Annotated in this window: 17 protein-coding genes; 3 read left to right on the top strand and 14 right to left on the bottom strand. The window is 44.4% G+C overall.

Annotated elements, in window-relative coordinates; translation table 11 throughout:
• Nucleotides 1-93: 93 nt before the first annotated feature.
• The 3 genes from QUA01_RS14450 to QUA01_RS14440 all read right to left on the bottom strand — a co-directional run bounded on the left by QUA01_RS14450 (nucleotide 94) and on the right by QUA01_RS14440 (nucleotide 2,681).
• Nucleotides 94-507, bottom strand: coding sequence for an acyl-CoA thioesterase (locus tag QUA01_RS14450; protein ID WP_333092260.1), 414 nt, complete (start codon nucleotides 505-507; stop codon nucleotides 94-96).
• A 185-nt stretch (nucleotides 508-692) separates the two neighbouring features.
• Nucleotides 693-1,139: a tellurite resistance TerB family protein gene (locus QUA01_RS14445; RefSeq protein ID WP_333092302.1), complete on the bottom strand. Its 447-nt coding sequence runs from the start codon at nucleotides 1,137-1,139 to the stop codon at nucleotides 693-695.
• A gap of 237 nt (nucleotides 1,140-1,376) precedes the next feature.
• Nucleotides 1,377-2,681, bottom strand: coding sequence for an ATP-binding protein (locus tag QUA01_RS14440; RefSeq protein WP_333092262.1), 1,305 nt, complete (start codon nucleotides 2,679-2,681; stop codon nucleotides 1,377-1,379).
• Nucleotides 2,682-2,807: 126 nt separating this feature from the next.
• Here QUA01_RS14440 and QUA01_RS14435 point away from each other — a divergent pair, with 126 nt between their 5' ends.
• Complete coding sequence (locus tag QUA01_RS14435; protein ID WP_333092263.1) at nucleotides 2,808-3,131, top strand: TMEM14 family protein; 324 nt, start codon at nucleotides 2,808-2,810, stop codon at nucleotides 3,129-3,131.
• Between the two features lie 233 nt (nucleotides 3,132-3,364).
• Here the strand turns inward: QUA01_RS14435 and QUA01_RS14430 are convergent, their stop codons facing one another.
• On the bottom strand, nucleotides 3,365-4,387 hold the full coding sequence (locus QUA01_RS14430) for a hypothetical protein (RefSeq protein WP_333092265.1): 1,023 nt from the start codon (nucleotides 4,385-4,387) through the stop codon (nucleotides 3,365-3,367).
• A gap of 120 nt (nucleotides 4,388-4,507) precedes the next feature.
• Here QUA01_RS14430 and QUA01_RS14425 point away from each other — a divergent pair, with 120 nt between their 5' ends.
• On the top strand, nucleotides 4,508-5,992 hold the full coding sequence (locus tag QUA01_RS14425) for a hypothetical protein (protein ID WP_333092266.1): 1,485 nt from the start codon (nucleotides 4,508-4,510) through the stop codon (nucleotides 5,990-5,992).
• Nucleotides 5,993-6,219: 227 nt separating this feature from the next.
• Here the strand turns inward: QUA01_RS14425 and QUA01_RS14420 are convergent, their stop codons facing one another.
• On the bottom strand, nucleotides 6,220-8,742 hold the full coding sequence (locus QUA01_RS14420; protein ID WP_333092268.1) for a protein kinase domain-containing protein: 2,523 nt from the start codon (nucleotides 8,740-8,742) through the stop codon (nucleotides 6,220-6,222).
• A 420-nt stretch (nucleotides 8,743-9,162) separates the two neighbouring features.
• Entirely contained in the window at nucleotides 9,163-9,360 is a 198-nt protein-coding gene (locus tag QUA01_RS14415; protein WP_194070562.1) for a hypothetical protein, read from the bottom strand.
• Nucleotides 9,361-9,490: 130 nt separating this feature from the next.
• On the opposite strand from QUA01_RS14415, the gene QUA01_RS14410 reads away from it, so the two are divergent.
• Entirely contained in the window at nucleotides 9,491-10,729 is a 1,239-nt protein-coding gene (locus tag QUA01_RS14410) for a glycosyltransferase (protein ID WP_333092269.1), read from the top strand.
• Between the two features lie 282 nt (nucleotides 10,730-11,011).
• Here the strand turns inward: QUA01_RS14410 and QUA01_RS14405 are convergent, their stop codons facing one another.
• From QUA01_RS14405 to QUA01_RS14370, 8 genes are all read right to left on the bottom strand, one after another.
• Nucleotides 11,012-13,279, bottom strand: coding sequence for an FdhF/YdeP family oxidoreductase (locus QUA01_RS14405; protein WP_333092271.1), 2,268 nt, complete (start codon nucleotides 13,277-13,279; stop codon nucleotides 11,012-11,014).
• Between the two features lie 217 nt (nucleotides 13,280-13,496).
• Complete coding sequence (locus QUA01_RS14400; RefSeq protein ID WP_333092272.1) at nucleotides 13,497-18,683, bottom strand: WD40 repeat domain-containing protein; 5,187 nt, start codon at nucleotides 18,681-18,683, stop codon at nucleotides 13,497-13,499.
• 494 nt (nucleotides 18,684-19,177) lie between these two features.
• Nucleotides 19,178-19,543: a hypothetical protein gene (locus QUA01_RS14395; protein WP_333116117.1), complete on the bottom strand. Its 366-nt coding sequence runs from the start codon at nucleotides 19,541-19,543 to the stop codon at nucleotides 19,178-19,180.
• 455 nt (nucleotides 19,544-19,998) lie between these two features.
• The gene (locus QUA01_RS14390; protein WP_194011497.1) at nucleotides 19,999-20,691 is read right to left on the bottom strand and encodes a response regulator transcription factor; all 693 of its coding nucleotides are present in this window, start codon (nucleotides 20,689-20,691) and stop codon (nucleotides 19,999-20,001) included.
• Nucleotides 20,692-21,082: 391 nt separating this feature from the next.
• A complete protein-coding gene (gene map / locus QUA01_RS14385) occupies nucleotides 21,083-21,910 on the bottom strand; it encodes a type I methionyl aminopeptidase (RefSeq protein ID WP_194011501.1) in 828 nt (275 codons plus the stop codon).
• Nucleotides 21,911-22,236: 326 nt separating this feature from the next.
• Entirely contained in the window at nucleotides 22,237-24,324 is a 2,088-nt protein-coding gene (locus QUA01_RS14380; RefSeq protein ID WP_333092274.1) for a hybrid sensor histidine kinase/response regulator, read from the bottom strand.
• Between the two features lie 7 nt (nucleotides 24,325-24,331).
• Nucleotides 24,332-25,039, bottom strand: coding sequence for a chemotaxis protein CheB (locus QUA01_RS14375; protein WP_333092276.1), 708 nt, complete (start codon nucleotides 25,037-25,039; stop codon nucleotides 24,332-24,334).
• A complete protein-coding gene (locus QUA01_RS14370; protein ID WP_194067749.1) occupies nucleotides 25,011-25,838 on the bottom strand; it encodes a CheR family methyltransferase in 828 nt (275 codons plus the stop codon). Before QUA01_RS14370 ends, QUA01_RS14375 begins: the two co-directional genes overlap by 29 nt.
• Between the last annotated feature and the right edge of the window lie 144 nt (nucleotides 25,839-25,982).

Genomic DNA, 25,982 nt, shown 5'->3' with positions numbered 1-25,982 from the left:
TTAATATAAACAAGTTAGAAGAACTTTTAAACTAAACAGAAATTTGACTGTCATTTCCTGCTATTATATAAAATATTGAACTCAAGTAAAATCTTAACTCTCAAATTGCCTCAACCACTGGATTAAGTCTTCATATAGCTGTTTTCTAGTTCGCGTTACTGCATCGATGCAGACGTGCTTAGTAAGAGCTTTAGCCGCGCTTTTTCCTGCAACTTCCCCAGAAAATACTTGATAGGCAATTTCAAATTCATCGCCAGCTATTTGTTTGGGCGTTAGTTGAATTATCAGCCGATCGCCCGCAAACATAGGACGATAAAAATCTACAGTAGCATGAATTACGGGCAAAGCTGCTTCCCGATTGCTAAAAAACGCTTTGAGATTGATGCCCGATGCTGCTAGAGATTCCTCGTAAGCTTCGTGGCACATCGCCAAAACGTTGGCAAAGTAAACGACTCCAGCAGCATCGGTATCTTGGAAGCGAACAGTGCGGTTGTAAGTGAAAGGCATTTCAAGCTGTTTTGAGTTGTGAGTTTTGATGAAAAAATCTTGTCTTTTTTGAACAAAACTTAACCAGGGCTGGTCGAAACCCGGTTTCTACGAAAAATACACGAAGAAACCGGGTTTTTCAAGTCAGGATGCATCCCGGATTGTTTAAGTCAAAACTCCTAAGTTTTTGATCTTTTCCTTCTTTCTTAACCTTTGTTCTTAATCAACATCACGTCTATAATCTTGAGTGCAATTTCTTCGGAAAGCCCCAAGGAACTGTAAAGAGCGTTTAACAGTTGTTCTTCTTCTTCCGACACTTCGCCATCTGCTAAAGCGATGTCAGTTGTTACAGCAAAAACTGTTTCTTTAAGTTCGTCGGGAAGTGTTACCAAAGCCGCATTAAACAGTACCTCGACTCCTTGTCGTTGCAGGATCATCAGCAGCCGTTCCAGCATTTTTCTCATCACGTCATCGGGATAGCTGCGGAACAGTTGCATCCGAGATAGCGTCATGCTAATCGCTTTACTTTCGCTGTCATTGATGTAACCGTCGGCTGCTACAGCAATTAGGGCGATCGCCGCAAATGCTTCGGCAGGCCCTAACGTTACGTCCGTTTGTTGGCGAGTCTGCGATATTTTGTCAAATAAACCCATGAGATTTTCCTCATTATTTAGTGGTGGATTCATGGAGTCCCGACGGGTTCGGACTCTGGAGCTTTTTGCGGAAGTTTAGCCAATCATATCAAATTTTGTCAGTTATTTATTATCAAGAAAATTATGAAAAAATTAAGATTTTTAATTTCACCAGGCGGCGCTCGTCGGGCGGGTTGATTCAGAGCCTGAATTGCCTCGTATATCTCAGCAACAACCCGCCCTTCGAGTACAGACGATCTACTTGTCAAACAGCGCTAAATCTGCTTTCAGGAAATCAACAAACTGCCGCGCACTCCTGCCCGATCGCCCGTTGCGACGAGTTGCCCATTCCTTAGCGCGGTGCTCCAAATCTTCAGCAGCGAGCTTGATTCCAGCAAGTTTTGCCAGATGTCGGACAATGCTTAAATAAGTGTTTTGATCCGCCGGTTCAAAAGTTAAAGTCAAGCCAAAGCGATCGCTAAATGAGAGTTTTTCCTGCACCGTATCCCAAGCGTGAACTTCATCTCCGTCGCGGGGGCGAGGCCTGTCATCAAAAAACTCTCGAATTAAATGCCTGCGGTTAGATGTGGCATAAACTACCACATTTTGAGAGCGGGCGGTGACATTTCCTTCCAAAACCACTTTCAAGGATTTAAAAGCATCATCATCTTCCTCAAAAGAAAGGTCATCGACAAAAATAATAAACTTTTGAGGAACTCCCCGCAACTTTTCAACAATTAGCGGCAAATCTTGCAAATCCGATTTAGATACTTCAATCAACCGCAAATTGCGAGATCCAAATTCATTTAGCAGCGACTTCACCAAAGAAGACTTACCAGAACCGCGACTCCCGTAGAGCAAGACGTGCAAAGCCGGATAACCCGCCAGCAAAAACTCCGTATTTTTCACCAGAGCATCGCGCTGCCAATCGCAGCAAACCAACTCTTTCAAATTTATGCGATCGGGATGCGAAATACCCGCCAACTGCCCAGAACGCCAGCTAAAAGCGCGATATTCGGCAAATAAACCAGTACCAAACTTTCGGTAATATTCTGCCAAAGATTCCGCAGCAGCAGACCATTTTTCCAGTTGTCCGTACAGGGGTTTATCGCCCGGTTCTGCTACAGTTTCGGAATGCCAAATCGGAGGCACTACGTCAAGTTGACCCGCTACCCGCACCCACTTGCTCAACTGTTCGCTGCTGCATTCGTAAATATTTTGCAGCACTTGTAAATCGTGTCGGGCGGCCTCTACCAAAGCGGGCGGCAAACTCGCAAAATCTGTTTGTTGAGCCTTGCGTGAAAAGGGATTTTCGTCTTTGAGAATTTCCCAAATCAGAGCATCTTTCCAACTCAGATTTTGAGCGGCCTGAACTTTGAACCAGTTGCCGTAAGCCACCTGACAGTCTAAAGCGCTGATTTCGCTGTGGTGGAGAGCTTGCAGCAAGTCGAGAAAGGCTTGAGCTGTGGGGCTTGTGAGGACTGATTGATACAGCAGCAGGGATGCTGCTTGGCGTTGGAGGTAACGGATTTGGGCGATCGCACCAGAGGTTAGGGCTGACATAAGGGCAATTGTATAACAGTTAGATATCTTGACTGGATTTAATAAATTTTCTAACAATTTGTGACCGAAATAGCAGGTCTCGCTGTATAAACTTAGATGCAAAGAGTAAAATTGTGAGGATTAAAAATGAATTTAGGTACAACAGCGGCGATCGGCTACGGCGTTTTGACACTGATTGGCGGCATCATAGGTTACATCAAGGCCAAAAGCCAAGCCTCCCTCATTTCGGGTCTGATTAGCGGTTCGCTGCTAATTTTTGCCGGCAGCGCCCAACTCATGGGACAAACTTGGGGTTTAACATTAGCAGCAGCAATCTCCGCTGTTTTAGCAGTAGTCTTTATTGTACGCCTGGTCAAAACTCGCAAGTTTATGCCCGCTGGAATGCTGATTTTAGCTAGTTTGGCATCTTTGGGCGCGATCGTTTACGAAATCGGCGGTCAATATCAATAATTTGTTGACTGTTGACTGTTGACTGTTGACTGTTGACTGTTGACTGTTGTTAGTGGTTATTTGTTAATTATTAGTTGTTCGTTCTAATAACCCATAACCAATAACTACTAACCAATAACTACTAACCAATAACCAATAACCAATAACCAATAACCAATAACTACTAACCAATAACCAATAACTACTAACCAATAACCAATAACTACTAACCAATAACCACTAACCACTAACCACTAACCAATAACTGCTTCAATATACTGCTCAATTTTCTTGAGTTGCTGCCGCTGGTATTCCATCCAATCTTTTTCCGCCACTCGCTCTTGGGCTGTTTCTTGCTGGTACCGAGCCTGCTTTTCTAAAAAATTATTGTAGAACATTATCGTTTTTTCAACTGTGTGAATTGCCAGTTTCACACGCTCCTCAAAAATTTCTAATATCAAATCATCTACGAGCGATTCAATTACCTTACAAGACTCTTCAAAATCGATCAAACTGATTCCCAATTTACTTTTATGAACCAGAGTTTCTACAGGCTCTTTCAGCGTTTCTTTAAAAGTTTTCGCATAAGACTCCGGTAAATATTTTAGAGGTTCTGTAAACTTCGACACAATCTCGCCACCTATTGATTGCAGTCGCTCTCTAAATCTCAATTGACTGTGGAGGTCGAAGCATTCTATACAAAATTCAATCTTTTCGATATCAATCGACTGTAATTCTTTAAAAATTAAATTAAGTTCATTTTCGACAATCAAAACCACTCGTTCCGCCTGGTAATTGACTTCACTCCGCAACTCTTTGTGCAAATTATCTTGTTCAAAAAAACCGATAGTATCTCTTTGAAACACTTGATAATTTTTGTCCCACAAAAACCACTGATTTTTTAACTTGGTAGTTTTGTCGCTCCACGCTTTGCGAGCTTTAACAACAGCATCATATTTGCCCTGTTTTCCTAAACTGCGAATTCTTACATCGCATCCGCTTAGTTCGCCAATTTGCTCCCATACCTCAACAGGAGACGCTTCAGCAATTCTGGGCTTGCTATTCCAGACATCTTCCGCCTGAGATATATCTTTGAAACATAATTCAAGTAACTTCTTGAGTCTGAGGGCAGACTGCTTCATTTCGTCAACGCAGTGTTCCACATCTAAGTTGAGGTGGGTAGCTGACTGTTTAATTTCCACGGACTTATATTCGTCGGCTAACAATCGATCGCTAAACTGAGTAATAGCCTGAAATACCTTGAGATATTCATTCATTTCCTTTTTTTCCTCATTTCCCTAAATAGCATACAATACAGAACATCTGCTTTTTTGAATACAAACTGAGTCACACCATTTTAGATTTTATATTTTAGATTTTAGAATTGGAAATGGGGAATGACAGATGACCTAACGGTTTGGAACACGGGCTTCATCAGTTGTATTCTTTTTTTAAACTGGTGTCACAATATGGATTATCTGTTCACCCCTGAAACTCAGGATCGACTCAATACTGGCGGCCTGATACAGCCTGCTGCCAAAACAGGAAAATTGCTCCCGGCAGCTAGAGATCCGGTGACGGGGGAGTTTGTCGAGATTGCCAAAGTTTTTTATCCATCAACAACTGCAACTCTATCCGATCGCGGAGTTTTAGGATTGCTCGCACAGTTAGCCGGAGGCGGGCCCGTGCAGCCGCTGGTAGCTCCCGTGTACGTGACTGTGGCACCGTTGCAGCTTGCTCAAACTCATCAGGGGTTTCAAAAAATATACAGAATGCTTAACTGTCTAAAAATTAATTTGGCGGTGATGCAAGCAACTGTTGCTGTGATTGGTCTTGGGGCTGTCTCGAATACGGTTTTGTCAGCAGTAAACTTCGACCAAGTATTAAAAATTAGAGAAGAGGCAAAGCACCAAAAGTTAAAAATTAAAGACGGATTTATCGATCTCAGACATATCCTCAAGGAGCGGGGAGTTGAGGTGATCCAGCAGATTTTTCAGGTGGCTCACGACTCTAATTTTGCAATGCACCGTCAGAAACTGGTTAACGGTTATGATATTTTTTCTAAGGCTGTCAAACGCTGTCAGTCTGCTTTGACATTGCCCGATATTAAACTTCGGAATTCCGAAATTAGTGGCGGGCGGGATATGCTGTTTGAGGCTTTAAATATTTATGAGCGTCCCAGTTTGTTGGAGGGGCTGTCTTCTGCCGGACAGATCCGGCAAATGGAATGTGTTTGGGCGATCGAGCAGGCGATCGGGCTCACGTTTGAGTTGCAGCGGGCCTACGATAGGGCGAGCGATCGCCTCCTAGGACTGCAATCAAAAATTCGTCTAGACCTTCTAACTGTTGTTAAAGGATGTCAATCGGAATCAGAACTAAATTTTTTATTTCCCGAAGTTACTAGGATTTTGGGTCACGATTTAAGTGTAATAGAATTTTGGCAAAATGAGGTTGATTGGATGCAAACTTTGTCTCCCAAAGAGCAGCACCAGTTAGCTAGTTTAGATCGACTCAGCGGTGATGATTTAAAAACCTACGTACACACTGCATTCGCGGCATTAGCTGCGGAACCCGCAGTTTATGATAATTTAAAGCAAAAGTCTCACTTCCTATCCTTGCGCGACCAATTAGCCTTCGCCGTGTCGCCGGAACTCCGCCGGAGATACGAATTGTATGTCAGCCAGCGGGCGATCGCCACTGGCTATCAAGCTTTAGCTGGCTCGAACTTGCAAGAAATATCTGATTTAACTGTGGCGAACCTCTACTACTTTTTTAAAGTCCGAGAGGACTCAACTGAAAATTCTCCTAGCGAGGAGGAATTAGAAACACCTGCTTGGCACTTTCCCAAATCATTAGAAAATGAGCTTAATTACTCCAATTAAATGAGAGGCGATCCGTAGCAGCGCTAGCGCAATTATCTGTTTAACTGGTTCCCTGGCTTCAGCCAGGGAACTGAGATATAGAGGCTGTGCTTCCCTTGAAATAATAGAGGCAGAGCCTCCAGATCTGCATTACCAGGCCAGAGCCTGGTAACGAGTAGAATGAGATGATCCCCTCTTCCTTCTTCCCTCTTCCTTCTTCCCTCTTCCTTCTTCCTTCTTCCTTCAAATTACCTGAGCCACAACTTAATAGTATTGTCTTTAGAACCGCTAGCAATAGTTTTGCCGTCGGGACTAAAAGCCACTACATAAACCTCATCAGTATGTCCGGTCAAAGTATTCAGCAATTCTCCGGTAGCAAAGTCCCAAATTTTAATAGTTTTATCCTTGCTGCCGCTGGCAATAAACTTTCCGTCCGGGCTGATAGCCACCGAGACAATATCGTCAGAATGTCCCTTGATCGACCGAATTAAATCTCCTGTTTCGATATCCCAAATTTTAATAGTTTCATCGTAGGAACCGCTCACAATGGTTTTGCCGTCCGGGCTGACAGCAACTGACCTCACTTGGTCGCCGTGTCCCTCAAGAGTTTTGATCAAGTTGCCCGTTGCTACATCAACAATTGTAATTTTTTTGTCCTTAGAACCGCTAACTAAACTTTTGCCATCGGGAGTGAAAGCAACAGAATAAACAAAATCTGTATGGTCTGGCAAATTATAGATCAAACTACCAGTTGCTGCATCCGAAATTTTCGTGGTTTTGTCTCCGCTGCCGCTAGCAATCAGCTTGTCGTCGGGGCTGAAAGCGACTGACCAAACAGAAGCTGTGTGGTCGAGAAGGCGCGTCCCTTCTCCTGTTTTCAAATCCCAGAGCATCACTCTCCAAAAACCTGTTCCTGTCGCAAGTTTTGTACCGCTTGAGTTGAAAGCAACCGACCAAATGGTGGATGAATCTCCGGCGAAAGTGCGGATCGATTTGCCTGTAGCTAAATCCCAAATTTGGACGGTTTTGTCTTTTGAACCGCTGGCTAACATTAACCCGTCTGGACTGAAAGCAACTGCCCCGACGGCATCTGAATGCTGGGCAAAGTTTTTTACTTTGGCGTTTTTCCAGCGTAGGCCTGCTTGGCACTGTTGCTGTAACTTTTGGGCGGAATCATAGCTGCTGTTGGTGTTGGGAATTGTGGGGATTTGGTTGATGCAGCCTTCATAATTGCTGGCTTTATAGAGAGATTCAATTTGATTGAGTTGTTGGGCTTCTTGTTGCAATCCTTGCTCGCCTTCTTGCCATTTGAGATATCCGTAAATTCCGCCGATCGCCGCTAAGAGTGCTGCAAAGGTTGCTCCGGCGAGATAAGGATTGAATTTGCGAGGTTCTTTGAGGACAATTGCTGGTGGAGTCGCGATCCTCTCCGTTGGCGTAGCCCCCGTAGGGGCGGGCTGCGCTAACGACAAATCGGTTTTTCCGTTCAGATCCACCTCCGGGGATACCGCCAGAGTTGGCTGCAATTCTGTTTTCGGGTTGGGGTTGCGGTGTCCGTCCAACACTGTGGCGATCGCCTTGTACAATTTAGCGAATAAAGATTTAGGAACGACTAATTCTTCGATTCTCGCGGCATCTTCGTCGGTAAGCCCTAACACTTGCTGCAAGCGCTTTAACTCGTCGCGAGTTTCCAGAGAAAAGGGATATTCTTGCTGCATTGCTTCATGCAGCGATTGTTCGTAGCGTTCGCCTTTTTGCCTGTATTTGCGGTAAGGGTTCAATACCTCATCTTCGATCGCCTCTGCTTCGTCTGGTAGCAATTCCAAACTGACGCGCAATTCTTCTAATATTCTCCGCCCGACAACTGTAATGTCACCCCGGCTGCTGCTGCGCCGATCGACTTCTTCGCGATATATTGTCAGCTTGGGAATCCGCGCGCGCGATCGATCGCCAATTTTCCTCAAATCGGCTAAAGCTTCCGCCGCCGACTGATAGCGTTCCCGATAATCGTAGCGCACCATATTGTCCAAAACATCGGCCAGCGCTTGGGAACACACTGCTAAATGCCGCCAAACAATTTCGCCTTTATTAGAATTTTTCAAATCCCGCAGTTTCGGCAAATCGTAAGCCGGCAAACCCGTCATTGCTTGGATACCAATCATTCCCAAGGCGTAGATATCGCTGTTGAGTTGCGGGTTGTATTGAAATTGCTCGATCGGCATATATTCCAGCGTCCCAATCCGCACAGTTACCGGCGCTTGTCTTTGAGCAATGTGAATTTCTTTCACCGAGCCAAAGTCGATCAGCACTAACTTATTGTCAGAATAGCGGCGGATTAAATTAGCCGGTTTAATATCTCGGTGAATTACTCCCTGTCCGTGTACAAACACTAAAATTTCTAACAGTTCTTTCAGCAAAGGAATTAGCTTTTCTTCTGCTAAAGGCTTCCCCGGTACAATCTCCGTTGATAGCGAGTGACCAGGAATAAAAGATTCAACTAAGAAAAATTCTTCATTTTCTTCAAAATAAGCGAATAGCTGAGGAATTTGATCGTGTTGACCGAGCTTTTCTAGAACTTCTGCTTCTTTTTGGAAAAGACGGCGCGTAGTATTAATTAATTTCGGTTCTTTGGTACCCGGACGCAGGTGTTTGACAAAGCACTGCGGTTCACCGGGACGGCGAATATCTTTGGCTAGATAGGTTTGTCCAAATTCTCCTGTTTCTATGACTTCAATGATTTGATAGCGTCCATCTAAAAGTTGGCTCACCATGATTATAACGCAGCCTTTTTTTGGTTGATTTTCGCAAGAAACAGTTTCACAGTCGGTAGTTTTGAGTTGTAAGTAAGTCCGTCGATTTGAGATTTGAGATTTGAGATTTACTTCACAGATTCATCTGGAAACTCGAACAAAAGTCTAAAATTGTTGGCTTTCCAAACTCATAGCGTCGGGGGCTTCGGTTTTTTGACCCGTCAGTTATTTTACATTTAAATTGCAGATTTTTGGCGAGCCCGATGCCCACCCGACCAGCATTTAACTGTATTCCACCGCAACTGCTCGCCGAATGGTAAATTGCCTAATATAGCGGTTCTCAAAAAAGTGAGGTATGCCCTATTCCCTATGCCCTATGCCCTGTTTGGCCTATGCCCGATCCCCGATAGTACCTCATATGAGAGCTTGAAAGGCTATAGTTTATCTTTTTAACATCTGCAAAGCTTGATATCCTAAAAAGAAAAAACCCAATGCACCGAGTATCGCTATCGTGTCCGCCAACACATCGACTGTCAGAAATTCGCCCATTGCCATATCCTCTCTTGACTGATATTTATCCTCGGCTTTTAGGTCGCTGACCGGGTGAGGGGTAAGACCCCTTGCTGCGGGCGAAGCCAAAGATGCTCACAAATTATAGCAAAGGAGGTCGCTAAAATAACTTTCCGGGCGATCGACTAGCTTTTTGTTTTAATATTTTTTAATATTTAAGGAGACAAACTGTGCACCGAAATTTTGAGGTCAGTTCGCTTTGATATTGTTAACACTGTTAATTTTTTCTCTGATTGTAAGTAGAGCTTACACTAAGAATTTGCGCCGATCGGTGCAAAATGCGCCTCGCACTGACAGCAGTTCAGCTCAGCAGTTACAGCCCTCTACCGGGTTCTTCCCCAAAGTTTCGGTAATCGTACCAGCATACAACGAAGCTGAGAATATTCGGGATTGCGCGATCGCCATTTTGGAGAGTACAGCGCTGACGGAGGACAACCTAGAGGTTTTGATTGCAGACGATCGATCGACAGACGACACTAAGTCGATCGCCCAAACCCTACAACAGGAACTCAACGACCCCCGCCTTAAAATATTAGCAGGTCAGCCGCGACCTACCAACCAATATTGGGCCGGCAAAAACTGGGTCTGCGCCCAAGCTGTTCAGGTAGCAACCGGAGACTTCCTATTATTTATCGATGCTGACGTGCGGCTCAAACCGGGGGCGATCGAAACCGCAATTGCCACAGCAGAAACAGAGAAAATAGACTTGTTTACCTGTATGCCAGCCCTGGTTTGCGAGTGTTTTGCCGAATGGTTGGTACAGCCATTAATGTTCAATCATTTAGCAGTTTGCTTCGATTTTACCGCTGTTAACGATCCTGCAAAAATAGACAGTGCTTTTGCAGGCGGCCCATTTATGCTATTTAGGCGATCGGCCTACGAAAAAATCGGCGGACACGAAGCCGTTGCCGGCGAAATTGTCGAAGATGTGGAATTAGCCAGACGCATCAAACGTGCGAATTTAAAGCTCGGACTTTATTCCGGGGCAAATTTGGCATCCGTGCGGATGTATCGGTCTTGGAGCGCCTTGTGGGAAGGCTGGACAAAGAATTTGTATCTCGGCGCTAACCGTAATTGGGGCATGATGGTTTACATGGCCGCCATAATGTTTTTTCTTTATCCGATGCCCTGGTTGGCATTAGGTATTTTGCTGGTTAACGGCGAAATTGCTAACATCATTACCGATCGCCAATTACCAATTACCAATTACCAATTACCAATTACCTTGTTAACTATTTGTTTATCGGCAATCGTAATTTGGCATCATTACACTTTGCGCCGCTTGGGTGCCGAAATTTCCGAGTGTTCGACGAAATACTGGTGGTTGGGAGGTTTGGGAGGTGCGTTAATTGCCGCAATTGCGATCGGTTCCGCCATCAAAACAGAAACCGGTTGGGGATGGACTTGGCGCGGGAGAGCTTTGCAAATCAACAATTAATCCCCGATTTTTGAGCTGACCAAAATTAGTAGGGTGCGTTAAATTCGAGATTTGCGATCGTGCGGGAAAACTCTAATTATGACGCACCATTAATTCCGGGCGTGCGTCATATCGTTTCCGCTTGCATCGGAATGATTTAACCACAGAGTAAACAGAGTACACAGAGGGAGAGAATATATATCTGAATCATTCTGATGCTACCGGATTTGATATGAGTCGGAGATTGTTTGTTCCGAAAATAATCATAGCTGACGCACCCTACATTTACTACTAATCCCAAATTTATGCGTATACCAAAGCAGGTACTCGCTTGTAAGCAGGCGTGCCCGATCGCTTTTCAATCTCTGGGTGAAAAATCACATTAACTTCAGGATAAAACATCAAAGCAGCACCCGCACGAACCGCCCCGTAAATCACCTCAACATTTTCCATTTTCCCCACATTTCCCTGCACCGTCACCCGCTGATGCTCTTGCATACCCGCGCTTTCCGCATCCTCGCGATTCATCAAAATGCAGTTTCGGTGCGGCATTCCCCGGTACTTGTCATCAATTTTGTAAACCACAGTATTGTGCTGAGAATAACTGCGTCCCGTCATCAACGCCACCACTAAACCGCGCACCGATTCCGATACACCAAAATCTTTAATTTCCGGTAATTTTAGTGCTGGTAAAGGCGCGACAAACATCTTGGCTTTGCCGGAATCAGTGGGGAATTTAGGTTCCATAAAAATCCGCCCGCTGATGGTAAATTCCTCTTTTGTATCATCAATTGTGGCCATTTTTTCATAGCCGGGAATTGTTTTAGCAATCAATTGTCGAATGTATCGCGTATCTTGCAGTTGGCGCCAGTTTACTGGATAACTGCCGTGAATTCTGCTCGCCAATTCGGTCAAAAAATGCACTTCTGGAATTAAGTCAGAATCTTTGAGGTGAGTTTCGCCTTCATCATTGAAACGCACAAAGTTATTACCAGATTCTACCGTTGTTTTGTGGGGGTTTTCAAAGCGATTCAGCACGGGAATCACAATTGTATTGTGCTTTGCCAATCCGTTAAAATGCCCTAAATTCGGTTTGGTTGCGAGGTAGATAATAGTTTCAATCTTACCTAAAGCGCGTTTTGCTTGAGTTGAATCTGGGTTGGCTGCGTACAAGTTGCCGCCCAGACAGATTAACGTATCGACTTTGCCTGCATCTGCTGCTTCAATGAGCGATCGAGTTTCGTAACCCTTAACGCGGCTCAGGGGACGATCTAACAACTTTTCGAGAGCGGCTTGGATTTCTTTTTTAAGATTCACAGTCACGCCCATAGAGCCGAATCCTTGGACGTTTGAGTGTCCCCTCACCGGCATTAATCCCGCCCCTGTTTTGCCGACATTTCCCGTCATCAAAGCAGTGTTGGCGATGCTAAAAACATTATCTACGCCGTTTTTTTGTTGGGTAATTCCCATCGCCCAACCGAATACAACTCGCTTTGAATTGCCGATAATTTTGGCGGCTGCCTCAATTTCTGCTTGCGAAACCCCGCAAGTTGTAGTAATAGTTTCCCAGTCGGTTTCGCGGGCGTGCTGCACTACTGCTTCCCAGCCTTCGGTGTGGGCTTGCAAATATTTTTCATCCAGCAATCCTTGTTCGATTACAGATTTTTGAATGCCAACAAATAAGGCAGTGTCGCTGCCGGGAATTGGTTGCAAGTAGAGCGAGGAAATATCGGAACCGGGGATGAGCGACTTGACGGGAAATGCTGGAGAACCAAATTTGACTAACCCGATTTCCATCACGGGGTTGATGATAATTATTTTACCGCCTTTGTCGCGGATTTTAATCAACTCGTTCATGAAGCGGGGATGATTGTAGGCAGAATTCGCGCCCGCGAGCACGACGCAATCTGCTTGCTTCAAGTTTTCTAGACTCACTATTGAGGTGCGGGTAGCAAACATTTCGCTTAACCCGGTGGTTGAGGGAGCGTGGCACAAATCCGAACAATCTGCTAAGTTATTAGAGCCCATCGCCCGCATCATCAATTGCAGTAAAAAAGCCGCCTCGTTGGAAGAGCGACCGGAACTGTAAGATGCGACTCTTTCGGGGGTTTTGCGAAACGCATCCCCGGCAATTTGATAAACTTCTTCCCAAGAAATGCGATCGTAATGAGACGAACCAGCGCGCAAAATCATCGGGAAACTCAGCCTTCCCAGCCTGTCACATTCCATTGAAGTTAATTGCTGGAGTTCTGCAATATTGTGCTGTTCAAAATAGCTCGTCTTAACAGCAGGTTTAATTTCAGCGGAGATTGCTTCAACGCTTTTCATGCAGCGCTGAAGTTTTTCGCCCTCTTCATTAGTAAAGCCTCCTTTCTGCCCGCCAGTGCCCCAAGAACAGGACAAACAAGCACTATTGTGAAGCAAAGTTTTCCAAAGTTTCGGGCCTTCGGGGGACAAGGTATGTTCTGCCCAATATTCAATTACGGGTAAACCGCCACCAATGTCTGGTGTTTCCTCATTTTTCTCGTTGAAGGGCGGAACGGGTTGGATATTTTGGGAGTTGGTGTCCATGCGGTTTACCTTTTGTTTGAATTGCGGGTTGATGCGACGGGCGAACCGCCAAAGAATTTAAATTTATGACTAAAATTTTACCGCAATTTTACAGCTTAAAAAACCTGTCAACAGATAGATGTTTCAATCTCTATTTAAAGCTAGGTTTGCAGCATCGGAAAGCAACTTTTTCTTCATCCGCATAAAATCGAGTTCGAGAGGGATAATCCTTGAGGGTTTACTTCTTTTTATTGAAGGCTTGCTTCCCAAACCCCAGACAAAGCATTCGATCGCCCTCAGTAACATTCGGGTCATTCTGCAAATAATCTCCCACCCATTCGCAACTACGAGCAATAATATTATTCAGTTCCAAATTTTGCAAAGGTAAGAGAATTATAGTCTTATCCCTATTAGCAAAAGCCAGAGTTTTGCTATCAGAACTAAAAGTAACGCTCAACACCCGATCGCCCAATTCCAAAGTTTTAGATAGCAGCGCTTTCCTACCGTTAAAATTCCACAGCTTAACAGTATTTCCCGCACTCGCCGCCGCAATCAACTTCCCGTCTGGACTGAAACTAACACTTTCCACAGTATCGCTGTGGTCTAGTTTTTCAGTTAAATTTGCCGCCGTTCCATCAAACGCCCACAAATAAACTTTTTTGTCAGCACAAGCAGCAGCAATCGTCTTACCGTCGGGACTAAAAGTCACATTCCTCACCGTATCTTCGTGGTTGAGAGTTGTCAAACGCTTCGCCGACGAACCGTTAAATTGCCAGAGGTAAACTTTTTTTTCTGCAGCAATTTCACCCACATTGTTTTTCCCGCTTTCCTTGTTGTCAGCAGCCGTAGCAGTAGCAATAGTTTTGCCGTCGGGACTGAAACTAACGCTAATTACTGGATTGGTATGATCGAGTTTTGTCAGCAAAGTTGCTTTAGAACCGTTCCAGCGCCAGAGGTACAATTTGCGATCGGCACCGCTGGCGGTGGCAATTATCTTGCCATCTGGACTAAAACTCACGCTTCTAACAACGCCGTTATGCTTCAAAGTATCTAACAGTTTCCCGTCTAAACTCCAAACTTTCACCGTTTTGTCATTGCTGGCAGAAGCAACAGTTTTATTGTCCGGTGAAAAGCTCGTCCAAATTACAGAATCCTGATGACCTTTTAAGATTTTTAATAAACTGCCATCAGTGTTCCAAAGTCTCACTGTCTTGTCTCCGCTAGCAGAAACAATTGTTGTGCCATCTGCACTAAAACTGACTTTGTAAACCCAGTCTTCGTGTCCATATAAAATCTGATTCAACGGAGTTCTGTCCGGTTGCCAAATTTTTACCATTTTGTCCTTACTTGCGGAGGCAATCGTGCCGTCGCGACTGAAACTTACTGCCCTTACATCATCTTTATTTCCTCGAAAAGTGCTTAGCAATGTGCCGCTGCGACTCCAAACTTTTACCGTATCGTCGGCGCTGCCGGTGACAACTTTTTCGCTGTCGCTACTGAAACTCGCACTCAGAACTTCATCGTTGTGTCCTTTGAGAGTTGTGATTTCCTCACCCTTTCGGTTCCAAATTTTGGCTGTGGTGTCGGCACTGGCTGAGACGAGTTCTCGATTGTTTGGGCTGAATTTAACGCTGTATACAATGTCAGAATGTTTGGTTAATGTTTTGGGATTAATTTGAAATTTCTGGGTTTTACCTTGTCGGTTCCAAAGTTTGATAGTTTTGTCAGCACTTGCTGAGGCAATTGTTTTGCCGTCGGGGCTGAAACTCACGCCGAGTACCCAATCTTTGTGTCCGGTCAATGTTTGCAGCAATTTTTTGTTTCCCAGATTCCAGATTTTTACGGTGTTGTCGTGACTCGCAGAAGCTAGGGTTTTGCCGTCGGGGCTGAAGCTAACGCTGGTGACGATATCGCGGTGGCCGGATAAAGTAGCGATCGCACTTTGGTCATTATCTACTTGCCAAATTTTAATTGTGCGATCGGCACTACCAGTCGCGATCGTTTTCCCATCCGGGCTAAAACTCACACTCGTCACAATATCGCCGTGCTTAAAAGTCTTTAATAACTTACCTTCTTTGCTCCACAATTTAACAGTTTTGTCAGCACTTGCCGAAGCAACAAAATTGCCATCTGGACTGACACTTACATCCAAAACAGACTTATCGTGATGCTCGAAACGATTGCGTTCTTGCACTCCTGAAACAGCTTGTCTGAGCCTCTCAGTAATTTGATTTTTAGTATCCACAGGTAGCGCTGTACTTTTCTGAGAACCGCGACCGATTTTGATACTGTTTTTCAACACTGCTAATTGATTTTGATCGTTAGAAACCACCAAAGCTTCCGATGCCGAATTCAAGGCATCTGTCCGACTTGTTTCCGCTTCTTGTCGCGCGCTTTCTGCTAATTTTGCTTGATAGAATGCCATCCCCGAAACTCCTCCGAGTACCAGCACTCCCAACACCGCCACCCGCAATTGCCATCTCCGACTTTTGTAAAGTTGAGCTTCCGCTTCGTGCTGTTTGTCTCGGGCTTGGCGCTGTTTATCTCTAGCTTCCGACAGCAAAGCATCTCGCTCTCTATCTTTGCGAATTTGGTCAATTTCATCTCGGTTAATTTTGTTTTGCTTTCGCAATTCCTCAAATTCTGCCTTGTTATCTAATTCCTGTTGCTGGCGGATGAAGCTAACTAAATAGTCGTGAACCAGTTGATAAAGCTCTGCCGGCAGTTCCATCCACTGAAACACTAAGCCGGATTTTACTAACAGTTCTAAAACTAAATCTAACTTTTCAGATTCGGCAACTGTCGCTAAATCGGAGGCTAATTCGGCGCGAGTTTTTAGGGGGCGAATCTCATTTTCGTCTGTAAGGAAATACAAAACTCGGCGCACCGCCCCTTCATTTTCCGGGCCGCAATCTTTGATTACTTCTTCGAGGAAATTTTCGACTAATTTTTGTTTAGGATTGTTACCTAGTTCCTGATATTGGCTTAAAGTTCTAATGTTTTCTTGTTGCAGTTGAGCGCCGACAAGTTGTAGTTCGATCGGGCGGACTTCTCCCAATTCTCCAGCTAAATCTTTGACTAATTCTTCGATTAGCTCCGGTTCTAAGTTAAATTGCGATCGCTCAGTTAAAGTGTAAATTACCGAGCGCGCATCTGCTAGGGAAAAATTTCCCAAATAAAATAGAATATCTTTGCTAAGAACGTCCGCTAAAATATCATTATTGATGAATTGTGTTTGGTTTTTTGGTCGGGAAAATTCCAGCAAATAGTGCAGGTAATCTTCCCGCAAAGACAGGACGACTTTTAAATACTTGATTTTCAAACATTCCCGCAAGAAATCAAAAAATATCTGCCTTTCTGTTGGCTCTTTCCACACGAAAAAGAATTCTTCAAATTGGTCAAATATCAGAACTGTCACTAGATGTTCGGAATTGATTTGCAGTTCTTTGATAATTTTTTCGTATTCGATCGCCTGTTTTTTGACGATTATTTCTACAGGCTGTAAATCCTTAATTATCTCCAGATTTTCCGCAGTCGAAACAAGATTTGTACTGACTGCGCCTGCTGCTGGGGTCAAATCAACCTCTGCGGAACTCGGTACTGCTTCAGAACTTTCGAGATTGAATATTTCAGCTTTCGCAGCAGATAACTGTCTGGTCAATTCCTGGGGCCAGTTGTTGTAAACCTGCAGGACGATCGGCAAAACAGTCCGCATTTCTATCTTTTTTTGTCTAAGAGCGGGGACTAATCCCCCTGTGATAATTGAACTTTTTCCGACTCCAGACTGACCGTAAATTACTGTCAGTTTGTCTGGTGTATTGTTCATTCTATATATCAATCGGTTGAGGTCTTGTTCTCTACCGGAAGCAGTTATTTCGTCAGCAATGGTAGCAGCGGCGGTAACTGTTTCGGCGGGATCTATCGCTTCTCTGTGCGGCTGCAATTTTCCGGCTCCAATAAAAGCTCGAAACCGATAGGTATGTTCTACTCCTCGATAGTCTTGCTTGATTTGAAATGCTTTGAGATATTCTCCCCGCTGAAAATAAACTACTCGCAGCATTTCTAAAACCCGCAAATACAGTTGCGGGTTGTAGCAAGGTTTGGTTTCCGAGCGAGCAAACTCTAAATGGGCGATCGCCTCTTCTATCTCGCCCAACTCGCTCTGAGCCTCTGCTAAAATTAATAGATACAAGCCTTTATGCTGCGATTTTACAGGCATTCCCTGTCCCGTCGCTTTTAATTTGGAGTTTAGAACCTCTAGAGCGATTAAAGCCCATTCTTTCGCCCCTTCCCAGTTTTTTTGCTCTAAGGCTACTCTAGCCAAAAAGCCATAATCTTGAGCTAAATTAACTGCTGAATTTTTCATATTTTGATGTAACCTCCGAGCTTTGATAGCTAAATTCCAGAGTGCATCCCAATCTTCTAAATGTTGCAATACTTCCCCGAGTTGATTGATGAATGTACCAACAGCATCCCACTGTCCGGCGCGTTCTAAAACATTAATACATTCCTGAAAATAATTCTTAGCTTCTGTCCAGTAAGGACGGTTATCGCTGCGGTTCTTTTCTGCTTGGAAGCGGTAGCAAAGACCGATGTGGAATAGCAGAATTCCTTCTAAAACCGGTGCGGGGTGAGCGGTAAATAATAATTCGCTAAATTCTGTTTGCGTCCCCAAGAATGCTACTTGATATTTCCAAAAATCGAGACTTTTTTGATACAATTTAATGGCTGCATCGATGCGGTGAAAAGCATATTCTTCTCTGGCGCGAATAAATTGCAAATTTGCTTCGATGGCCGGTTCTAATCTGATGTTGCAAGTTTGCAAGTCTTGGCTGGCTGACTCTAGTTCTGTCAAAGAATTGGCTCCTAGAATGGCACAATTACTTAAGCGCCAATTGCCAGTTTCTAAAATGCTGGCAAAAATGCGATCGGCACTTTTTGCCAGAAAATCTACCAATTCGTCGGGGCCTTGCACAAATTCTACTGTTGTCGTCCAAGTCTCGATATCTGTTACTAACCGAATCATTTTTTTGAGTATTTTGTCTGTCACCCACAGCACTATGGGGAAGGGAAAGTTATTGCGAAATTCTTCCCTGACGTAGTTGGTAGAAGTCAGCACGCGATCGATCGCACTTACCGACTCCAATCCAAACACCATTAAAGCTGGCGGCCTGCTACCGTCAAGTTCGGTTTCTATCGTCGTGTAAAGAGTTTTAACAGATGCCGGGAGGACAATTTCTCGAATCTCAATCCCAGACTCCTCTCGCAATAGCCGTAGAGTTTCTTCTTTCATGGCACTATAATTGCACCGCACTAAAATCAGCGAAAATTGTCCCTGAGACATCGACAGAGTGCGAGAGAGAGTTTGCAGCGAACTTTTGTTTTGCTGTGCTGCGGTGTCTTGGCTGCAGTGCGAGTTAATCATAGTCTTTGAAAATTATGATGGAATAGATGCTCTAGAAAGAAGAAAGTTCGGGAACGGATTTTAGCACCTTACGGATTGTCGGGTTTTTAAGCATGGATATCACTTTGATACAAGCGAGTTTGTTGCTACAAAACTAGCCCGATCTATGTCATCGTGCACGCATACTAACCTCAGAAATCCAAAACCGTTCGTAGTGCGGAATTAAGTCCGCACTACGAACCAAATGTGCTAAACTCAGAAACCCGGTTTCTTCTTATATTTCTCGTTTTTCCAAAACTCGTAAAAACCGAGTTTCTAGCTCCCCACGCCCAAGCCTTGAAACTGTCCGATTGTTTTACTAGATATAGTTAAAGCATACCCGAAAAAATACATACTCTGTTATTGGCATAAGTTCAGGAAAATCTGCTGGATTTTACTGATTGTTTTACCCTCGCACAGCGAGAATTATACCTATTGGAAAAGCCGATCGCACAAACCGCACAAATCTGACTCAATCATTCACATATCCCGGAAATCCGGCATTGTCTGGTGGACTGACCCCTGGCCGCACTGAGATAAACTACGGCTGGCGGCTCCTCAATAGTTATAAGTGGCAGATTTTCTGTCATAAATTTAGTAATCTCCATATCTAAGTTAGTAGCTGAAAAATCAGGTTGATCCCAATCCTCGCTTTCTTCAATGGCGATTGTTGTTGGTAGCGCCATCTCAAAATCTAGCTCGTCGCCAAAACTTGAAACTTCTTTAATTGGATCGATTTTCTGAACAGTATCGGCGGCCAAAGCTTGATTTGTATTAGCCATTAGTGCGATCGGCAGTGCGATCATTGCACTTATCCTTTGTCGCGCCGTAATTTTCCGCATGAGATCCTCCTGGTATCAACTAAATTTTTCTCCTCTAAATTCAACATCCGCCACTACTTTAGATCCCTGTTATTAATGAATAGTAGTTTGTTGTCAGATAAAATATAATTCGAGCTTTGAAACTTCGCGCGAAGTTTGCACGGGCGGAAACTGAGGGTATTTTGTCAAGGGTTCCTACTTCTGTTTACTACGTAAAAACTCTTAAACAGTCAGGTTTGCCAATTAAGTAATTCCCGAGCTCGATCGCCAGTGTCAATCCCAGAGTCAAAACGGTGAGAAGTTCGATCGCAGCCCCGCGCTTCCGCCTGCTAGCTGATTTGCTATACCATACCCACCGCAGATGTGTCAATAATTATATCTTAACATTTTTAATTTTTTGCAGCATTCTCGTTACCAGGAAGAGCCTGGTAACGCAGATCGGGGAGGAAGAGCCCAAAGCAAAGTCGAGAGGAATCCTACTTAGTCAAACCGTGTTCTAGCGCGTAGCGAACCAACTCAGTACGGCTGTTAGTACCAGTCTTGCTAAACAAGCGACTGACGTACTTTTCCACATTCCGCACGCTTGTTTCCAAACGGCGAGCAATTTCTTTATTCATCAAACCTTGAGCAACCAAATCCAAAACACTTTGCTCTCGGGGAGTCAAATCAATTTTAATCGGCGAAGCACTTTGGACGATCGAACTTCGCCCGCTCAACAAAGACTCAATTCTCGCCATTTGGCTAGCCAAAGCAGCAATATCAGGACTTTCAGCATTTTCGCCTGTCTCCTTAGCAGCCGCGCGGCGCGCTAACAAATTGGTGACAATTGCTACTAATTCGTCGGGATCGAAGGGTTTAGAAAGATAAGCATCGCAGCCGGCTTGATAGCCTTGAATGCGATCGCCCGTCATCCCCTTAGCCGTCAAAAACACCACCGGCAAAGCCTTATAACGAGGATCTTCCCGCACTTGCTTGAGAAACTGATAGCCGTCCACCTGCGGCATCATGATGTCTGAAATCACCAAATCAGGATTGTGCTGCTGCAAGAGTTCCCACCCATCCCGAGCATTACTGGCAACCTCAACCGAAAAATTGCTATCTTCCAAATAAGCTTGTACCGCTTCCCGCAAGCCCGGTTCATCATCTACCAATAATAATCGTGCTGACATATCCGTTACCCTTACGTTTGATCGCTATTATCTTTGAACTTAGCTGAATTTAACTATTATTGTCACTCCATCTATAGAAGCAATTCAAAAAATTGTGGTTCAACTCAAGAGTTTTGAGTTTTGTTTTGCTGCAACAGACAAGATTACCAAAATAGTTAGGAGTGGCTATAATATCATATCCGCTCAATTAACCGCAAAAACGCTTGGTTTGTAGTGCGAACTTAAGTCTGCACTACGAACTAATATTAGTATTGCGGTTAATCGATCCCAGATCAGCTAAAAACTCATCCCACAAAAATCTTTTTTTCTTGTGGGACGAAGATCCGCTTTGCGCCCTAAAAGTTGATGAAAAGGACTTTTACAATCTTGTCTATTCTTGAACTATTCCGACTTAAACTTTTGAACGATCGGTCAAAATTTCATAACCGGTGTCCGTCACCAACACAGTATGCTCAAACTGAGCCGACATAGCATTATCCACCGTTACAGCAGTCCACTTGTCAGCCAGCGTCCGAGTGTACTTAGAACCCGCATTCAGAATCGGCTCGATCGCCAATGTCATACCCGATCGCAATTTCACATTCGGCATTTCGCGAGTGCGGAAATTGAAAACCGACGGTTCCTCGTGCAAATTGCGCCCGACACCGTGGCCGGTAAACTCCTCAACGATACTAAAACCGTTGCTTTTGACATGATCTTCGATCGCACCGGCGAGATCGAGCAAATAAGCTCCAGCCTTCACTTGTTCGATACCTTTATAGAGAGCTTCTTCTGCGACTCTAATTAATTTTGCAGATTCCGGTGTCACCTCCACAACTGCGATCGTGATGCAAGAATCGCCGTGAAAACCTTGGTAATATGCTCCCGTATCTACTTTCAGAACATCTCCGGCACGAATTACTTTTTTGCGGCTGGGGATGCCGTGAACAACTTCGTTATTAATGCTAGAGCAAATCGAGCCGGTGAAACCGTGATAGCCTTTAAAACTGGGAGTTGCACCCATTTCTCGGATGCGTTTTTCGGCATAAACATCCAAATCAGCAGTAGTCATTCCCGGTTTCACAATTTGCGAAATTTCTTTCAGTACGGTTGCGACAATTTTCGCCGCCTGCCGCATTATTTCGATTTCGCGTTCCGACTTAATTTCAATGCCTCGACGCTGTTTTGTGACTTGGGGTTGTTTAGTTGGCGCGGAAAGCAGACTGCTAAAAATATTCATGTATTGAATGTCAGGTAATTTTGTAGTTGAAAGGCAGGTTAAAGCAAAAAACGGTAAATGTCCGGTTTTTTGGGGAAACACCGGTGTCTTGTTCCGAACTGTCGATCGCTCGTCCTTTCAGCTAGTTTAATATTTTTCTTGGTAATCGGCACGGGAAAGGGGGATATGGGGAGAGGGATCGGGAGAAAGGGGGAGAGGGGGAGAGGATTTGAGGATTTGAGGATTTTTGATGTGCCGCCCGATCGCCCAATACAATTTAAATGCAGTACCACTTACCAAATCCGGCTTAGATACCCCGTCGCTGTCGATCAGCGATAGTTTTACTCTCAGGCGGTTTCAACCGCCGAGTCCCTTTGAGCGTCGGATCTGTGGCCTTTTAAATTGAATGATGCAACAGCTTTGAGGCCCACCGGATTTCTGAGGATTCCTGCGAGGTTGGCAATTCCTGCAATTAACTTAGTTACCTCAACAGGTTTAGATAAGTGCATCTGGAAACCAGCTTCCAGCGCTTGTCGGCGATCGGACTCTCTCACGTAAGCCGTCAGGGCGATCGCAGGCATTTTTCGCTCGCGCAGCACTTCCATTTCTTTCACCCGCGCGATTAACTCATAGCCGTCTGCTTGCGGCATTCCAATGTCGCTCAGCAGCACATCCGGCCAAAAACTCTCCAGTGCAGCTAGAGCCTCGGCCACCGATGCCGCCGATCGCACCACAGCTCCTTCATCTTCGAGTACAGCAATCAAAAAGTCCCGCGTGTCATCGTCATCATCCACCACCAGCAATTGCAAATTAGCCAAAGTTGGCAGAGCCTCTGACACCTCATCGAGTTCAAAGCAATCATCAACAGCACCTTCCCCGTTTCCCTCAACTGGCAGAAAAACCGTGAATTTCGCACCCTCGCCCGGATTATTCTCTGCCCTAACGTTACCGCCGTGCTGTTCCACCAAGTGACTGACGATCGCCAATCCCAGCCCCAAACCCCCGTAAGACCTCGTTGTGCTGCTATCAGCTTGGCGGAAGCGATCGAAAACATAAGGCAGAAAATCAGGATTAATACCAATTCCGCTATCAATTACCTGAATTTGCGCCTCATCGCCCACTAACTCCAACCGCACATCTACTTTACCCCCTTCAGGAGTAAACTTAATCGCATTAGAAAGCAAATTCCAGACTACTTGCTGCAAGCGATCGCTATCGCCTATAACTTTACCAACCTTTGAGTCAGCTTGAAATACTATCACAATTGATTTTGTCTCTGCCAACGGTTTCAGAGAATCAATTGCCATTTCAATCACATTTTTTAACTGAATCGGATACAAATTAAAATTTAATTTTCCGCGCAAAATTCGCGAAACATCTAAAATATCTTCAACGAGTTGCGCTTGAGATTTAGCATTGCGCTCAATAGTCTCTAGAGCTTTATCAACCGTTGCTTGGTCAAACTTTTTTGCCCTAAGCAGCCTAGACCAGCCGAGAATCGCATTTAAAGGAGTACGGAGTTCGTGGGAGAGAATAGCCAAAAATTCATCCTTCATCTGGTTAGCTCTCTCAGCTTCTTGCCGCGCTACTTGTTCGCGGAGCAGTCGGCCGCGTTCTTCCTCTGCTTGCTTGCGGTCTGTGACATCTCTAACAGTTCCAACGTGACCGAGCAGTATTCCCAAATCCGAAAACATTGGCGAAGACTGTACGTTAATCCAACGCACATCTTCGTTATCAGCTAATCGAAACTCACTCGAATATTCCTGACCTTCTTTAATCCAACCCGACCAATCTGCTACTACGCGATCGCGGTCTTCAGGATGAACCGAACGCTGCCAAACTGACACCAAACTTTCATCTAAAATTAACCCAGAAATCGCTTGACATCGGGGATTCAGATAAGTACAACGGCCTGCAACATCAGCTAAGTAAATTCCCAGGGGCGAACAAGCACATAAAGTCCGAAATCGTTCTTCACTTTTACTGAGTTCATTATTAACAGCAGCTAACTCTGTTGCTTGTCGCTTCACCTCGGCAGTTTTTTGGAACAATTCCACAAATACCGCCACCTTCGATGTCAATATTTCCGGTTCCAACGGTTTGAAGAGGTAATCCACCGCACCCAGAGAATAACCTTTAAATACGTGGGTGTCATTACTGCTGAATGCTGTGATAAAAATAATCGGAGTCGATCGCGATCGATCTCTAGAGCGAATCATTGTTGCTGTCTCAAATCCATCCATTCCCGGCATCTGCACGTCAAGCAAAATTACCGCAAAATCTTGATGAAGCAGACATCTCAGAGCTTCTGCGCCTGAATTTGCCTTGACTAAATTATAAGACTGGTTCTTCAAAATAGCTTCCAGAGCCACCAAATTTTCTGAGCGATCGTCAACTATCAGGACATTTACTCGATCTTCGGGCTGCACATTCATAAATTTTTTAATTTTTAATTGTTAGCAAGTTGACCAAACAGGGAGCGATTTGAGAAAGGGGTAAAATCCAGTCTACTTCAACATTTGCGATCGCAGATGCAGGCATTGTCCGGCAAAAAGCAGAAGCCGGTTCCTCCACAAATGTCAATCCTCCTTCAGCTTTAATTTTTGCCAGCCCAGCAGTACCATCAGAACTAGCTCCTGTTAAAATTATGCCAATAGCGCGCTCCCCAAAGGCATCAGCAGCAGACTCAAACAGCACATCGATAGAGGGCCGCGCGTGGCAGACAGGAGGATCAGTTGATAGTGCAAATGTAGTAGAAACGCGACTGAGGATTGGGGATTTTGAATTGTCTATCGGCTCCACCGCCGCGCTCTTCCATGCTGTACCGTCGTTTTCATCAAGGCTAAATTTCTCCACCCAAGGCAATTCTATGAGCAAGTGATAGTCAGCGGGAGCCAAGTAAACCCGGCCAGGTGCGATCGGCTCTTTGTCCTCGGCCTCCGTGATTTGGAGAGAGCTTTGCTGTTGTAAAAAATCCGTAAGCCTGTTGGGAGAAGTCTTATGGCGGTGTTGGACAATAACCACAGGTAAAGGAAAACTTTGTGGCAAATCTCCCAGCAGGACAGTCAGAGCATCTAGCCCTCCCAAAGACGTGCCAACAACCACTATCTCAAAAATATTTTTATTTAATTTTGCGGTAGATTTTGTCACTTCTTTCAACTGCTTCATAGTTTTTTTCATAAGGTGTAAAAGTGAGAGACTCCTGATGTCCTAATCCTAAAACTCCAAACATTCCCAAACTCTCATAAAAAAGCTTGTGTACCCGCTCTTGAAGCTGTGAATTGAAATAAATCAGCACATTGCGGCACACAATTACATTAAATTCATTAAAAGAAGTATCTGTTGCTAAGTTGTGGTGAGCAAAGACCATGTTATCTTTAAGTGAAGACCCAAAAATAGCATTTTCATAGGCAGCAGTATAATACTCAGAAAACGCTTTCTTGCCCCCTGCTTGGTGGTAGAGCTGCGTATATTCTTGCATTTGTTTCAAAGGAAATATACCAGCCTTGGCTGTTTTTAACACTAATTCGTTCATGTCGGTAGCATAAATTCGACAGCGATCGTACAGCCCTTCTTCTTGCAGCAAAATTGCCATAGAATAGACTTCTTCTCCCGTTGAACATCCAGCGTGCCAAATGCGAATAAAAGGATAAGTACGCAGCATCGGTACTACTTTTTTTCGGAAACTAATGTAAAATTTAGGGTCACGAAACATCGTAGTTACATTAACAGAAACATCCACCAAAAAACGCTCTAAACAGGCAGGATTATGGAGTATCTTTTCCTGAAGTCCAGAGACCGTAGTGAGCCGTTCCGAGCGAATAGTGTTCCAAATGCGACGCTTGATAGACGCAAGAGCATAATTACGAAAATCAAATCCGTAATAGCGAAATATTCCCTCTAGTAGGAGTTGAATTTCGATTGTTTCAAGTTCATGGGTTTCGGGCATTAGTCATTAGTCCTTAGTCATTAGTCATTAGTCCTTAGTCCTTAGTCATTAGTCCTTAGTCCTTAGTCCTTAGTCCTTAGTTATTTGTTATTTGTTATTAGTTATTAGTCCTTAGTTATTTGTGATTTGTCATCAGTCCACAGC

Source organism: Microcoleus sp. S36a_B3 (assembly GCF_036700745.1).
Lineage (GTDB): Bacteria > Cyanobacteriota > Cyanobacteriia > Cyanobacteriales > Microcoleaceae > Microcoleus.
The sequence above is the reverse complement of the archived record's forward strand: the minus strand, read 5'-3'. Positions and strand labels throughout refer to the sequence as shown.

What these genes read in the sequence shown, in the direction of transcription:
- QUA01_RS14450 (WP_333092260.1), bottom strand. Translation starts at nt 507, where the DNA reads ATGCCTTTCACTTACAACCGCACTGTTCGCTTCCAAGATACCGATGCT.
- QUA01_RS14445 (WP_333092302.1), bottom strand. Translation starts at nt 1,139, where the DNA reads ATGGGTTTATTTGACAAAATATCGCAGACTCGCCAACAAACGGACGTA.
- QUA01_RS14440 (WP_333092262.1), bottom strand. Translation starts at nt 2,681, where the DNA reads ATGTCAGCCCTAACCTCTGGTGCGATCGCCCAAATCCGTTACCTCCAA.
- QUA01_RS14435 (WP_333092263.1), top strand. Translation starts at nt 2,808, where the DNA reads ATGAATTTAGGTACAACAGCGGCGATCGGCTACGGCGTTTTGACACTG.
- QUA01_RS14430 (WP_333092265.1), bottom strand. Translation starts at nt 4,387, where the DNA reads ATGAATGAATATCTCAAGGTATTTCAGGCTATTACTCAGTTTAGCGAT.
- QUA01_RS14425 (WP_333092266.1), top strand. Translation starts at nt 4,508, where the DNA reads ATGACAGATGACCTAACGGTTTGGAACACGGGCTTCATCAGTTGTATT.
- QUA01_RS14420 (WP_333092268.1), bottom strand. Translation starts at nt 8,742, where the DNA reads ATGGTGAGCCAACTTTTAGATGGACGCTATCAAATCATTGAAGTCATA.
- QUA01_RS14405 (WP_333092271.1), bottom strand. Translation starts at nt 13,279, where the DNA reads ATGGACACCAACTCCCAAAATATCCAACCCGTTCCGCCCTTCAACGAG.
- QUA01_RS14400 (WP_333092272.1), bottom strand. Translation starts at nt 18,683, where the DNA reads ATGATTAACTCGCACTGCAGCCAAGACACCGCAGCACAGCAAAACAAA.
- QUA01_RS14395 (WP_333116117.1), bottom strand. Translation starts at nt 19,543, where the DNA reads ATGCGGAAAATTACGGCGCGACAAAGGATAAGTGCAATGATCGCACTG.
- QUA01_RS14390 (WP_194011497.1), bottom strand. Translation starts at nt 20,691, where the DNA reads ATGTCAGCACGATTATTATTGGTAGATGATGAACCGGGCTTGCGGGAA.
- map (WP_194011501.1), bottom strand. Translation starts at nt 21,910, where the DNA reads ATGAATATTTTTAGCAGTCTGCTTTCCGCGCCAACTAAACAACCCCAA.
- QUA01_RS14380 (WP_333092274.1), bottom strand. Translation starts at nt 24,324, where the DNA reads ATGAATGTGCAGCCCGAAGATCGAGTAAATGTCCTGATAGTTGACGAT.
- QUA01_RS14370 (WP_194067749.1), bottom strand. Translation starts at nt 25,838, where the DNA reads ATGCCCGAAACCCATGAACTTGAAACAATCGAAATTCAACTCCTACTA.